Here is a 13,951-nt window from a genome sequence, read left to right on the forward strand (position 1 = left end):
TAAGTTACCTACACTTTCCTCTGGATTGGACGCCCCAGCAAACCAGTGGGCCGGAAAAGTAACACCACAATCAATAAGGTAAAGGCAATGGCGTCTTTATATAGATCAAACCCGCCGGCAATACCAAGGGTTTCGGCAACTCCTAAAAAGATACCACCCAGCATAGCACCAGGGATACTGCCAATGCCACCTAAAACGGCAGCACAAAAAGCCTTTAATCCTGCAGAAACCCCCATCAATGGGGATACCGAATTAAAGTAGATGCCCACCAACACACCACCGGCTGCAGCCAGCGATGAACCAATGGCAAAGGTAAAGGAAATAACTCGATTAACGTTAATACCCATGAGGGATGCTGCATCATAATCTTCCGAAGCTGCCCGCATGGCTTTACCGATTTTTACATATTTTACAATAAAGGTTAGTCCCGCCATCAATAAACTGGCCACAACCAGAATAAGGATTTGCACCTTGGTAATTTCCAGGGAACCAAACTTATAGATGGCATCTTCAATAACATGAGGAAACCCCACTGGCTGAGGTCCTTGAACCTTGGTCATTAGGGTCTGTAAAAAAATAGAAACACCAATGGCTGAAATTAACGGTGATAACCTCGTTGATCCACGCAGTGGTCGATAGGCAATTCTCTCTATGGATACACCAATAATCATGCAGGTAAGCATGGCAGCAACTAAAGACACTACCAACCCCTGTTTAAAAACGGTGACCATCAACACCCCGACAAAGGCACCTACCATATATATTTCTCCGTGAGCAAAATTAATTAATTGAATAATACCATATACCATCGTATAACCCAGTGCGATCAGTGCATAGGTTGCACCCAGTGTTAAGCCGTTAAGCAGTTGTTGTCCAAGCATAGAATCATCCCTTCCTGCGGGGTATTAACAGGTTTGCAGCCATTGCCATGAAGCAATGGCTGCAACTATCTTTGCGCAAATTTTATTTAATATCGACGATATCCTTAACAGCAAACTTGCCTTCTTTTACTTCCAACAAATAAACTGGGCTCTTAATTGGCTCACGGTTTTCCTGGAAGGTTATTGTTCCGGAAACACCTTCCCAATCCTTGGTTTTAGCCAATTCGCTGCGGAATGTTTCAGGTGCATCACTATTGGCAGCTTTTATGGCGTCTGCTAATAACATCACAGCATCATAACCCTGGGCTGCAAACATATCTGGCAGTGCACCATTGTTGCCTGCTTTATATGCTTCGATAAACTTCTTGGTTTTCTCTCCCGCTTTGTTTTCATCAGCAGCAAAACCACAATAGACCATGCTTCCTTCAACGGCTTCGCCGCCCATCTTCATAAGAACATCGCCAAGCAGACCATCGCCGCCTACCATAAATGCTTTGATACCTTGTTTACGAACCTCTTTCATAAAGAGGCCACCCTCGGTATAATAGCCAGTGAAAATAATGCCATCCGGATTTTTTTCTTTAATGGTAGTAACCTGTGCACTAAAGTTTTGATCTCCATCTTGAATACTTTGTTCTACGATAATCTCAATACCGTTTTCAACCAGTGCTGCTTTAAACAGCTTGGATAAACCTACGCTATAGTCGTTATTCATAGAAGTAACAACCGCGACCTTTTGCCAACCCAATTTTTCCTTTACATATTGGGTAACTGCAGGAGCAGCCACTGCATCCAGTAAGGTATCACGGAAAATGTAGTCACCGATTTCAACTACGCCAGTACCTACAGCACCTGCAGAAAGTAAAACAACCTTTTTATCCTGGGCAATTGGTGCAGCAATTTTAGTAATGGCAGTGGTTGGATCCCCAACGATGGCCACAACATTGTCTCTGGTAATCATTTTTTGAGTTACGTTGGCACCTTCGGAGTTTTTGCTGCCATGGTCTTCTTCGATAATTTCAATCTTTTTACCCAAGATACCGCCAGCGTTATTAACATCTGCCGCTGCCATCTTCATACCTTCCAGGGTAGGTATACCAAAGGCAGCATGTCCACCGGTTTTAGCACCTAGAAAACCAATCTTAATGGTATCTCCACCAGCAGCAGGCTTATCTCCTTCAGCAGCCTTTTTCTCTCCCCCACCGCCGCCACAGCCGACGAGCACCAGGGAAAGAACTAACATTAATGACATAACCTTCCATAGCTTATTCTTTTTCATCTCTCTATTCCTCTCCTCTGTTCAATAGTATCATTTTACCTGCCCCTTGCTTGTCAAGACCTGATGAAATACCGCAGGCGTTCTGTTAGCCATTAGCCTTTAGCTTTTAGCTTTTAGCTAATACTAAGAGCTAACGGCTAATAGCTAATGGCTACCCCGTCCTCACCTCCGTATTTCATTATTAAACCTTAGCTGGAATACCCAGTTGTCGAAGCTTGTAATATAACGTACTTCTTGGAATACCCAAAACTCTGGCCGCTTCTGAGCGGTTGCCCTTTACCTGTTGTAGGGTTTTTAAGATAAGCTGCTTCTCAGCTTCAATGGCTACATTCATTAGTTTACCTTGTGACACCGTACTTGTAACTAAGGAAATATAGGTATTCCTTCTTAAATTCTCTGGCAGAGAGGCTTCATCAATGATATCACCATCTGTCAAAACCACGAGTCTTTCCACTGCATTCTTTAATTCCCTGACGTTGCCTGGCCAGGTATAATCCAAAAAGGATGTCATTACGGCAGGTTCAATTTTTTTGATGGTTTTGTCATACTTATGGCAAAACTCCTGCATAAAAAGGTGGACAAGTTCCGGTATGTCCTCCTTCCGATCCCTCAGGGGTGGTATTTCCAAGGAAACAACGTTTAGCCTATAGTATAAATCCTCTCTAAATTGGCGGCGATTGATCATATCTTCTAAATTACGATGGGTTGCTGCCAGCACTCTTACATTGACCTGTACCGGTTGTGACCCTCCCACCCGATAGTAGGTGCTCTCTTGCAATACTCTCAAGAGTTTTGCTTGCATGTCGATGGGCATTTCGCCTACTTCATCCAAGAAAAGCGTGCCGCCGTTGGCCAATTCAAACATGCCAGGTTTACCCTTGCGGTCAGCCCCCGTAAAGGCACCACTTTCGTAGCCAAATAGTTCACTTTCAAAAAGATTTCCTGGGATAGCTCCGCAATTAACGACAATAAATGGATTAAGATGCCTGGGACTGTTTTGATGAATCGCTCTGGCCAGTAATTCTTTACCAGTACCACTTTCACCCCTAAGTAAGACGGTTGCATCGGTAAAGCTTATTTTTTTAGCAAAGATTGTGAGGTTTTGTATTGCTTCGCTTCTGCCAATTAATTTACGAAAAGCGCAATCCTGCCCGGAAATTTTTCTTATTTCTTGTTCCAGGAGTTTAACCTGTGAGCTGGCTTTATTTAATTCTTGGTTCAGTTGTACTAATTCGGTAATATCCTTTTCAACGGATATGCCTCCGACAACATTGTCTGCCACAAGGACCGGTGCCGAGTTAATTAGTACATGTGCACCATCACAGGGTTGATGATAATGTCCTTTAACCTCTTTTCTCTCATGCATACAACTGCTAACGCGTAAATTAGAAAAATAATCTTCGATACGCTCATTAAGAATGTTTTCGGCCTTGACATTGTATAGTTGCTCAGCCTTAGGGTTCCAAATTACTACCCGGTGTCCTTTGTCAATGCCGCAGATACTTTCATTCACTTGGCACAATACAGTTTCCAAAAACCCTCTTAGGTTGGTAAATTCAGAAAATATTTTATTGGCTACCAATAAGGGGTCTAATATAGCCACTGACTTATCCGTCCTATTATTTATAACGGGTATCGCTGTGGGGTCCTTCACCCATTGTTTAAATAATTCTTCCACTGTGCAGTGCTCTGGAATAAAAAGAGCAATTCTCCAGGCACAAGCACCTAGAGTCTCTTCTCCCATGCTAGATATATCTGAGTGTAATATAATAAAATACTGATCATTTTTCTGCAGCAACAAGCCACCCAACAGGCCAGATTCCAGCAACCTCTGTCCTTCTCTAACAGAAATTGTCCCGTCAACTTCCTGGACAGGTAAACTGGGCAAATCCCTGGCCTCTGGGTAAAATTGATGATATCTCCCCATAGCCCATCACATCCAGGTTATAATTATTTATCATTAGTTTAAATATTCAACACTATCCGTAATAATTCCTGCGAAAATAAGAATGTTATAAAAAATTAAATGAGAAATTTGTACAACTTGCCGACAGCTAAAATCCTCGTCGGTTACCCACCGAGGTAAGCCTTTTTTACTTCGGGGGATTCCAGAAGTTCATTGGCCTCACCAGCAAGAACGATTTTACCAGTTTCCACAACATAACCCCAGTGGGCAATGGATAATGCCATTTTAGCATTTTGTTCCACCAATAAAATGGTTGTTCCCTGCTCGTTTAATTCCTTAATCATTGTAAATATTTCTTTAACCAAAATAGGTGCTAAACCCATCGACGGTTCATCCAGCAAAAGAAGTTTGGGTTTTGACATTAAAGCCCGACCCATGGCTAACATTTGTTGTTCCCCTCCGGATAAGCTACCGGCCATCTGATTTTTCCTCTCAGCCAGTCTGGGGAACTTTGTGTAAACCTTTTGCAAATCCTTGGCCGCTTCTTTTTTATTCTTGTTTAAAAAGGCACCTAATTCGAGGTTTTCATAAACAGGCATATTCGCAAATATCCGCCTTCCCTCTGGCACCTGAGTTAAACCCTTCTTGACAATATCTTGGGTTGCTACGCCTGTAATATCGTTGCCTTCGAATCGTATCTTACCTTTTTGTGGTTTTATTAGGCCGCAGATGGTGTTAAGTGTTGTTGTTTTTCCTGCACCATTCGCTCCGATAAGAGTAACAATCTTACCTTTGGGAACCTCCAATGAAATACCTTTGATTGCATGAATTGCTCCATAATATACATGAATATCTTCAAGTTTTAACATTAGGAGGCCTCCTCTCCCAGGTATGCTTCAATAACTCTAGGATTATTTTTGATCTCGTCTGGTGTACCCTCAGCAATAAGTTGACCATACTCTAGAACAAATATATTTTCACATACTCCCATTACTAAAGACATATCATGTTCGATTAATAATATTGTCAGGTTAAATTCTTCACGAATCCATCTTATTAATTCCATTAATTCATGGGTTTCCTGGGGGTTCATCCCTGCGGCAGGCTCGTCCAAAAGAAGCAAGCGTGGCTGGGTAGCCATGGCTCTGGCAATCTCCAGGCGTCTTTGTTCTCCATAAGGAAGGTTTTTTGCCAATTCATTACTTTTATCAGCAAGATTAAATATTTTTAGAATTTCCATGGATTTTTCATGCATTTCCTTTTCGCCCGCATAAAACCCGGGTAAGCGGCAAATGGCAGACAACAGCCCATATTGAGCATGGTTATGATAGGCAATTTTTAGATTATCAATAACCGTTAAATCACTAAAGAGACGTATATTCTGAAAGGTTCTGGCAATACCCCGTTGATTAATATTATATGGCTTGAGCCCAACCAAACTCTTATTTTCAAATTGAATATCTCCCGAAGTAGGCAAATATACCCCTGTTAGCATATTAAAAACAGTGGTTTTCCCGGCCCCGTTTGGGCCTATTAAACCGGCTAATTCATTTTTATTTATTTGGATATTCAGCTCTGAAACAGCCCGTAAACCTCCGAAAGATATGGACAGATTATTAACCGATAGAAGTTCCATGTTGTTTTCCCTCCTAATCTTTCGTTTTGCCAAAGATGTTTAATGAAAATTCCTTTGTGCCCATTAACCCCTGTGGTCTAAAGATCATGATAATAATTAACAGTAAAGCGTAGATAACCAAACGTACTTCGGCGAAACTCTGCAGCGAAGCAGATATTATTGTTAAAACGATGGCTGCTATAATGGAACCTGTTATACTACCTTGACCTCCTAAAACGACCATCACTAGAATATCAAAGGATTTGAGGAAATTGAAGGTGTTTGGTTGGATGGTATAAAAAAAGTGTGCATGTAAGCCACCGGCAAGACCTGCAAAAAATGATCCAATGGTAAAGGCCATAACCTTATATTTAGTTGTATTAATACCCATGGCCTCCGCCGCAATTTCATTTTCGCGAATGGATATCGTTGCTCTACCATGTGTTGAATTAATAAAGTTGGTAATGATAACTACGGTCAAAACGGTTAACCAAAAAATCCAGGTCCAACTTACTGTTTTAGGAATACCTGAAAGTCCGTAGGCTCCTCCGATGTAATCTATATTAACGATAAGGCCGCGAATGATTTCACCAAATCCAAGGGTGGCAATGGCCAAATAGTCACCCCTTAGACGTAATGTTGGCAAACCTACCAAGATGCCAAATATTGCAGCCAATACAGCTCCAAATAAAAGGGCAGCAGGCAAAGGAAGTTGAGCCTTAAGGGTAATTATGGCAGCACCATAAGCACCTATGGCCATAAAACCGGCGTGGCCAAGTGAAAACTGACCATTAAAACCATTAATTAAGTTTAAACTTACTGCTAAGATGATGTTAATACCGATCAAGATTAGATTTAATTCATAGTAAGGGTTGATCATACCGGAACTAAGCAATAACTGCACAGATAACCAAAAGGCCATCAGAATTAAAAATGTTACTAGTATTTTGCCTTTGTTGTTCTGAAGCATTGACATTCACCTACACTTTCTCCCGGACATTCTTGCCAAAGATCCCAGTGGGCTTAACAATTAAGAAGATGATGAGAATTAAAAAGGCAACCGGATCACGGAACAGAGATTGTCCATAACCACTAACCATCGCCTCAATAATACCTAATAAGAAGCCGCCCGCCATGGCCCCCGGGATGATGCCTATGCCTCCAAGAACAGCAGCTACAAAGGCTTTTAACCCAGGCATAAGACCCATTAATGGGCTAATCGCATTATAGTAAATTCCTACAAGAACACCTGCAGCTGCAGCCAATGCCGAACCAATGGCAAATGTTGCTGAAATGGTGTTATTGACGTTTATTCCCATTAATTGAGCAGCCTGTTTATCATAGGACACTGCACGCATTGCTTTGCCAATCATTGTTTTATGTACAATAAATTGCAGAAGCAGCATTAAAAAGACTGTAACTACTAAAATAAGAATTTGGCGATTAGAGATAACTACACTATTAAAAAGGGTATATTGAATATCTGGTAAAACATTAGGAAAAGTACGAACCTGGGGAGAAACAAAAAACATCATGCCATATTCTAATAATAAAGAAACACCAATAGCCGTAATTAAAGCAGCCAGCCGAGGAGCGTTTCGCAAAGGTTTGTAGGCCAGTTTTTCAATGATAACACCGACGACAGCACAAATTATCATTGCCATTAAAAGAGCAGGTACAAATGACCAACCTAGGATGGCTGTAGTATAAAATCCGATATACGCTCCAACCATGTATACATCACCATGAGCGAAGTTAATTAATTGAACGATGCCATAAACCATCGTATAGCCCAAGGCAATAAGTGCATAGATACTGCCCAGGGATATACCGTTAATTAGTTGTTGAAAAAATACATCCATAACAGGCCACCCCTATCAGTTGTTTTAGAAAAATAATGAGGGAGCGAGGACTCCCTCATTACTTAATTGAAATTACCCGTGACTATGGGGTTACATAGGTATTATAAACCTGCTTACCATCTTTCATTTCTAAAATAACAGCACCTTTAACTGGGTTATGCTGCTCGTCAACGGAGAGTTTACCGGTAACGGTCTGCAGATCCTTCGTGGCTGCCAGAGCTTCATTAATTTTTTCAGGTGTGGCGTCGCCAGAACGTTTAATAGCATCCACTAACAAAATGGCTGTGTCATACCCAAGGGCTGCAAATGTGTCGGGAATTTGTCCATATTTTGCTTGATATTTCTCTACAAATTCTTTAACGATCGGATCATCCTGTTGTGAAGAATAATGGTTGGTAAAATAAGTGCCATTAAGGGGGTTTGCTCCAGCTATTTCGACAAGTTTAGGAGAATCCCAACCATCAGCACCTAAAAAGGGAGCAGTAAAACCAATTTCTCTTGCTTGTTTAACAATTTTTCCTACAGCTTCATAATATGCCGGAAGATAAATTACGTCTGGATTTAAATTCTTAATCTTCGTTAGGGTCGCTTTGAAGTCTTGATCTTCTGGAACAAAAGCTTCTTTACCTATAATTTTGCCACCCTGTTTAACAAAGGCTTCCTCAAAGAATTGAGCCAATCCTTTAGCGTAAGGAGACTGGTTGTCGACATAAATAACGGCTGTCTTTGCTTTAAGCTCATTGCTAGCAAAGTTTGACATGACAATACCTTGGAAAGGATCGATAAAACAAGTACGGAAAACATAATCACGTACCTGGTTGGTATTGGGATCTACTGTAACTTCCAGGGCAGTACCAGAGGGAGTAATAATAGGAACTTTGTTATCCATGGCTACTTGCATAGCACCCATTGTATTACCAGAAGTAGCAGCACCAAAAATTGCCACTGCTTTATCCTGGGTGATTAACCGAGTAGCAACGTTCGTAGATTCTGTGGTTTCGGACTTATTGTCTAATACTTTAAATTTAATTTGCTTGCCAAGAACGCCTTCACCTGCGTTAACTTCATCAAAATACAGCTCGGCACCATTTTTTAGGGCAGTGCCATATGTAGCCACCGCTCCGCTAAGTTCTAAGTTACCACCAATAATAATTTCTGTTGCATCTGCAGCTTTCTTTTCTTCTGTAGCACCGCCGCCGCATCCGGTTACGAATGCTGTCAACAATGTGATCATTGTTAGGATAGCAAAAATACGGAATTTTTTCATTTCAATCCTCCTCGCCTAATAGTAAAACATTTTGTCCACATAAAGCGTCAGGTTATTAGCCACCCCCTCTAGGTTTTTATTCAACTATTGACTAAAAATTTCGACGCCTTGTTTATTTCAACATGATATTGCAAAATCCTGCAGCATGTTTGGCAATTTGGGAAAAAATTATTGACAGGGCTATTTGCCAGCCGCCAGCCGCTTTTTGGGTTTTCAAATCACTTTAGAGCAGTTCCTAAATCGATGGCACGCACATCCCATATGCTTTAAAACGGCTGGCGAATGGCTAAAAAAATGCCCCCCAAGATTTGTACAATCTAGGGGGGCGGTATTTTTAGTTAGTCTACTACTTCACAGCAGCCATGATATCAGCAAGAACTACACCGATTTCTTGATCGCCATTAATGTCTTTCAAGATACCCTTGGCATCATAATAATCGATTAAGGGTTTGGTTTTTTCAATATAGGCATTGAGACGGGTTCCTACGGATTCTTCGTTGTCATCGGAACGCTGATATAACTCACCGCTGCAGGAGTTGCAGACATCTTCTGCTTGGGGAGGATTAAAGATAACGTGGTAGGAAGCACCACAGTTTTTGCAAACACGACGTCCGGTTAAACGAGCCATTAATTTCTCTAGGGGAACTTCAATATTGATCACAGCATCAAGTTTAATGCCCATGTCTTGCAGAGTTGCATCCAGGGCAGAGGCTTGTTCTACCGTACGGGGAAAACCATCCAGCAAGAAGCCTTGCTTGCAGTCAGCTTGAGATAGACGATCCTTAACCATACCAATAACTACTTCATCAGGAACCAGAGCACCCTTATCCATATACTCTTTAGCCTTTTTACCCATTTCTGTGCCTTCCTTAATAGCAGCACGGAACATATCACCAGTGGAAATATGGGTAATATTTAGTTCTTTTACCAAAACTTCTGCCTGTGTGCCTTTACCGGCACCGGGGGGTCCCATAATTAACAAATTCACAAATATCCCTCCTGAAAATTTTAGTGGGCTCGTCCTAATCATATTGTATATTATATCACAAACTGGTCAATATAGTTTAGCAATAAAAACAAAAAATGTTTACCTTGGAAAAGTTTTCTGCCATAATAAGGCCATGGCCCACGGCCAACCCATAAGGAATACCCCAAAGGAGGAAATCGTTAACCATGACAGTAGATGTTGACAAATTTGTTCAAGAACACCAGGAAGAGATTATTACTTTAGTTAATAACAGTCTAAACCGGGCTGGCGATATTGTGGCCAAGAAGGTACAGAACGGAGAAGTGGGTGCAACCATTCAGGATGTTCTGCCGATTATGCTTTACGAGATTCTCTTGACCAACACCGTGGCAACTCTGCGACTTGTTTCTGAGATGATCAATGAGGGTAATTAGCTGTCAGTCTTTAGCCTTCAGCTTTAAAGACTTTGCCCTTGGGGAAAACATGTAGCTTTTGGCCATGAGCCACGGGCTTTTTTTGAATAGATAAGCCCATGGCTCCTTTTTTGTGAAATGATTTACTTACTTTCTTCCTTAACATAATCTTCCTTGGTTGCTCCGCAAGTGCACTTTTGAGGACGACAACGTCCTTCCTTAATGGCTCCGCATTTTTGACATTTCCAAACAGCCATCCCTACCACCTCCTATCTCTAGTATGTGTTAAGGCCTTAGGAATTAGCAGCCGTTCGGATAGCAGCCACCGCTTGGGCTGGATCAGGTGCGCCAAAGATGGCTGAGCCTGCTACCAGGACGTGGGCACCTGCCTGGGCGATTAATGGGGCTGTTTCTGGATTAACCCCTCCATCAACTTCAATTTCTGTGTGTAAACCTTGGTCCTGGATTTTTTGGGATAACTTTTGAATTTTAGGTAATACCTCGGGAATAAATTTTTGTCCGCCAAAACCGGGGTTTACTGTCATTAATAAAACTAAATCCAGCATCGGCAGCACATGTTTCAGGATGCTTAAGGGTGTATGTGGATTTAAGGCCACACCAACCTTTGCTCCTAATTCCTTGATTTGGCTGATGTTGCGATGCAGGTGAGGGCAGGCCTCGGCATGGACACAGACTAAGTCAGCCCCGGCCTTAATAAATTCGGGAACATAACGGTCTGGATTTTCTATCATCAAGTGCACATCAAAAAACATCTTACTATGGGGCCTTAGGGCTTTAACGATAAGTGGACCAATCGTAATATTGGGGACAAAATGACCATCCATCACATCAATATGCAAATATTCTGCTCCTGCCTGCTCCACTACTTGAACAGATTGAGCCAGGTTAGCAAAATCTGCAGACAGTATGGACGGTGCCAGTTTAATCATGCTAGTATCTCCTCTCCTGTTGCAGGATTTCTAATAAAAAGGCTAAGTAGTTTTGGTATCTTTCTTTATCAATCAATCCCTTTTCTACGGCATCCTTGATGGCACATTGGGGCTCATGATGGTGCAGACAACCGTTAAACTTACATTCAGATATAAAGGTAGCAAACTCAGGAAAATAGTAACATAAATCTTCTTTATTCACTTGGGGCAGATCCAGGCTGGAAAAACCCGGGCTGTCCACTACGTAACCACCATTATTCAAAGGTAATAATTCCACATGACGGGTTGTGTGTTTGCCTCTTTTTAATTTATGGCTGATATCTCCTGTTTTTAGTTCTAGTCCCGGCTGCACGGCATTTAAGAGACTAGACTTACCAACCCCTGACGGGCCGGCAAAAACGGATGTTTTACCCACCAATAACTGTCTTAACTCGTCAATGCCTTCTCCTTTTTTGGTACTGGCAATAACCGTGGGGTAGCCAACTTTTTTGTATAAACGAAGCCATTCATGATCCCTGCGTCCGGTAAGCAGGTCACCTTTATTTAGACATACTAAGGGTGCAATTTCGGCTGTCTCTGCTAAAACTAGAAAGCGATCGAGAAGAGTTAGGTTTGGTTCTGGATTTTGCACAGCAAAGACAATAACAGCCTGGTCAATATTTGCCACTGCTGGTCTAAATAATTCTGTTTTTCTTGGCAGTACTTCATCAATACGACCAACATTTTCTTTGATCGGTGTGATCATGACCCGGTCTCCCACGAGGGCAGGCGTATCTTTACCTAGCCGAAATTTTCCTCGCAGGGAACATTCCCAAATCTCGTCACCTTTTTTGACATAATAAAAACCACCATAGGCCTTGATTAAAACCCCTTCGAACAATATGACACTCCCCTTGATCCAGGTTCCCTTTAGTCAACTTCCTTTTCATCTTCCAGCTTGTTATCAATAAATACTCTAACGATACCCTTACCATATAATCGAACGTTGGTAGCAACATTATCACCGGACTGGTGCGTATTAATATAAGCGTTCGATTTACCCCTGACATCCTCTGTCTCTATTTTAACCTCATGGCTATGCCCATCCTCCGTTACCAAGAGTTTAACCTTAACCTCCCTTGGTGCAGGTCCCGGACCCGTGCTAATTGTTATTTTTACTTTTTGCCCTTCTTCTAATTCACTGCCATGGCCAGGCTCTTGGGAGACAATTTGTCCACTGAGATATTCATTACTTTCGGTTTGTCCGATATTTTCATCCAAATTGAGTTTCAAGGCGGTTAATTCTGCCCGGGCTGCTTCCTGGCTGAGGCCAATGAGATTAGGCACCTTTTGTATTTGTGGTTTAGGGCCTTGACTTAGCCGTAAAATAATTCTACTGCCACGGGGTGCTTTGTTGTTACCCGCCGGTTCCTGCTCTGCCACTAAATCTTTTTCAATGCTGTTGCTGTAAACATACTCCGGCGTATCCACTTGGAACTGTCGATTAATCAAGGAAAATCTTGCTTCATCATAGGATTGTCCAATAACATTTGGTAAGTCAACCAAATCCTGGCCCTCACTCACCACGATAACCACCGGCCGCACCTTTTTCACGATATTGCCAGCCTCAGGTTGTTGGGATATTACTTGATCCTGCTCGATGGTTGCATGGTGCTGCCTGGATATACTTACCTCCAGTCCATAACCCTCCAGTACCTTCACGGCTTCGGCTGACTTCATCCCCGTAACCGGGGGCATTTTAACTTCACCCACATTTAAATAACTGTTGAGAGCAAAGATTAACCCAGCCGTCAATAATAGAACCAATACTCCCAGCATACCCCAGGCAGCAGGTTTCATCTGTATCTTTTTCTTTGGTTCTTCTTTCGTAGGTCTGCCCGCCTTCATTTCATCTTTGATGACAACAGGTCCGGGTAAAACCCTGGTATATTCTTCCTCATCTGGGTCATAGGCGGCCATATTTTTAGTTTCATCACTGATAAAAACTAAATCATCACCTAGAATTTTGGCACTTTTATGCCTTTTCTCCGGCCTCTTATCCATGGCACGCAAAACAACTTTTTCCAGATCTTCTGGAACATTTGGGTTAATCTCCCTTAATAAAAGAGGTTTTTCCTGAATATGTTTGAGTGCCACACCAATGGCACCATCTGCCTGATAGGGAACCTGGCCGGTTAGCATTTCATAAATCACTACACCCAGGGCGTAAATATCGGATTTTGGCCCCGCCGGCTCTCCCTTGGCCTGTTCCGGCGATATATAATGAACAGAGCCGATGATGGTATCCGTGTGCGTGATGGTAGAGGCACTAGCCTGGGCAATACCGAAATCAGTTAGTTTAGCCCGGCCGCTTCTGGTGATCAATATATTATGGGGCTTCACATCCCTATGAATAATATTGTTTTCATGGGCATGTTCAAGGGCATCGGCGATTTGACGCCCCAGTTGAGTAACCCTGGTCGGGTCTAGGGGGGCTTCCCTGCGAATCATCTCCTTGAGACTTTCCCCATCAATATATTCCATTACCAAGTAGTGGCTTTCATTTTCTTGCCCTACATCATAGATGCTTACTATATTAGGGTGGGACAGACTGGCCACAGCTTGGGCTTCACGACGAAAACGGCGTACAAAATCCTGGTCACTGGCATATTCTGGCCTTAGTACCTTAATGGTAACCAACCGATTTAGAAAGGTATCCTTGCCTTTCCAAACCAGTGCCATTCCTCCGCCGCCCAATTGTTCTAGTATTTCATAACGATTACCCAGAAGTTTGCCTATCATCTTCTGTCTCACTCCTTAATCCACCTGAAT

The 13,951-nt window shown here is 42.3% G+C and carries 14 protein-coding genes; 1 reads left to right on the top strand and 13 read right to left on the bottom strand.

Going from position 1 to position 13,951, the window contains the following annotated elements; all coding sequences use genetic code 11:
- Positions 1 to 8: 8 nt before the first annotated feature.
- The 9 genes from V6C11_RS09195 to V6C11_RS09235 form a co-directional block, all read right to left on the bottom strand.
- Positions 9 to 881: a branched-chain amino acid ABC transporter permease gene (locus V6C11_RS09195; RefSeq protein WP_333530844.1), complete on the bottom strand. Its 873-nt coding sequence runs from the start codon at positions 879 to 881 to the stop codon at positions 9 to 11.
- Positions 882 to 963: 82 nt separating this feature from the next.
- Positions 964 to 2,160 (bottom strand): ABC transporter substrate-binding protein, encoded by a 1,197-nt coding sequence (locus V6C11_RS09200; RefSeq protein ID WP_333530845.1) that lies wholly within the window; start codon positions 2,158 to 2,160, stop codon positions 964 to 966.
- A 181-nt stretch (positions 2,161 to 2,341) separates the two neighbouring features.
- Positions 2,342 to 4,087, bottom strand: coding sequence for a sigma-54 interaction domain-containing protein (locus V6C11_RS09205; protein ID WP_333530846.1), 1,746 nt, complete (start codon positions 4,085 to 4,087; stop codon positions 2,342 to 2,344).
- A 143-nt stretch (positions 4,088 to 4,230) separates the two neighbouring features.
- Positions 4,231 to 4,935 (bottom strand): ABC transporter ATP-binding protein, encoded by a 705-nt coding sequence (locus V6C11_RS09210; RefSeq protein ID WP_333530847.1) that lies wholly within the window; start codon positions 4,933 to 4,935, stop codon positions 4,231 to 4,233.
- Positions 4,935 to 5,702 (bottom strand): ABC transporter ATP-binding protein, encoded by a 768-nt coding sequence (locus V6C11_RS09215; protein WP_333530848.1) that lies wholly within the window; start codon positions 5,700 to 5,702, stop codon positions 4,935 to 4,937. The genes V6C11_RS09210 and V6C11_RS09215 overlap by 1 nt, the downstream gene beginning before the upstream one ends.
- Before the next feature lie 13 nt (positions 5,703 to 5,715).
- Positions 5,716 to 6,657: a branched-chain amino acid ABC transporter permease gene (locus V6C11_RS09220; protein ID WP_333530849.1), complete on the bottom strand. Its 942-nt coding sequence runs from the start codon at positions 6,655 to 6,657 to the stop codon at positions 5,716 to 5,718.
- 4 nt (positions 6,658 to 6,661) lie between these two features.
- On the bottom strand, positions 6,662 to 7,543 hold the full coding sequence (locus V6C11_RS09225; protein ID WP_333530850.1) for a branched-chain amino acid ABC transporter permease: 882 nt from the start codon (positions 7,541 to 7,543) through the stop codon (positions 6,662 to 6,664).
- 82 nt (positions 7,544 to 7,625) lie between these two features.
- Entirely contained in the window at positions 7,626 to 8,810 is a 1,185-nt protein-coding gene (locus V6C11_RS09230) for an ABC transporter substrate-binding protein (RefSeq protein WP_333530851.1), read from the bottom strand.
- Positions 8,811 to 9,156: 346 nt separating this feature from the next.
- A complete protein-coding gene (locus V6C11_RS09235) occupies positions 9,157 to 9,798 on the bottom strand; it encodes an adenylate kinase (RefSeq protein ID WP_333530852.1) in 642 nt (213 codons plus the stop codon).
- Positions 9,799 to 9,983: 185 nt separating this feature from the next.
- Here V6C11_RS09235 and V6C11_RS09240 point away from each other — a divergent pair, with 185 nt between their 5' ends.
- Positions 9,984 to 10,211, top strand: coding sequence for a hypothetical protein (locus tag V6C11_RS09240; protein WP_333530853.1), 228 nt, complete (start codon positions 9,984 to 9,986; stop codon positions 10,209 to 10,211).
- A 122-nt stretch (positions 10,212 to 10,333) separates the two neighbouring features.
- On the opposite strand, the gene V6C11_RS18700 is transcribed toward V6C11_RS09240, so the two are convergent.
- From V6C11_RS18700 to pknB, 4 genes are read right to left on the bottom strand one after another with little or no spacing between them, the layout of a single operon-like run.
- Complete coding sequence (locus tag V6C11_RS18700; protein WP_442886059.1) at positions 10,334 to 10,447, bottom strand: RCKP-type rubredoxin-like domain-containing protein; 114 nt, start codon at positions 10,445 to 10,447, stop codon at positions 10,334 to 10,336.
- A gap of 36 nt (positions 10,448 to 10,483) precedes the next feature.
- Positions 10,484 to 11,140, bottom strand: a complete 657-nt coding sequence (gene rpe, locus V6C11_RS09245) for a ribulose-phosphate 3-epimerase (RefSeq protein WP_333530854.1) — start codon at positions 11,138 to 11,140, stop codon at positions 10,484 to 10,486.
- A gap of 1 nt (position 11,141) precedes the next feature.
- A complete protein-coding gene (rsgA, locus tag V6C11_RS09250) occupies positions 11,142 to 12,020 on the bottom strand; it encodes a ribosome small subunit-dependent GTPase A (RefSeq protein WP_333530855.1) in 879 nt (292 codons plus the stop codon).
- Positions 12,021 to 12,049: 29 nt separating this feature from the next.
- Entirely contained in the window at positions 12,050 to 13,933 is a 1,884-nt protein-coding gene (pknB, locus tag V6C11_RS09255; RefSeq protein ID WP_333530856.1) for a Stk1 family PASTA domain-containing Ser/Thr kinase, read from the bottom strand.
- Positions 13,934 to 13,951: the final 18 nt, after the last annotated feature.

Source organism: Desulfotomaculum sp. 1211_IL3151 (assembly GCF_036763075.1).
Classification (GTDB): domain Bacteria; phylum Bacillota; class Desulfotomaculia; order Desulfotomaculales; family Desulfotomaculaceae; genus Desulfotomaculum.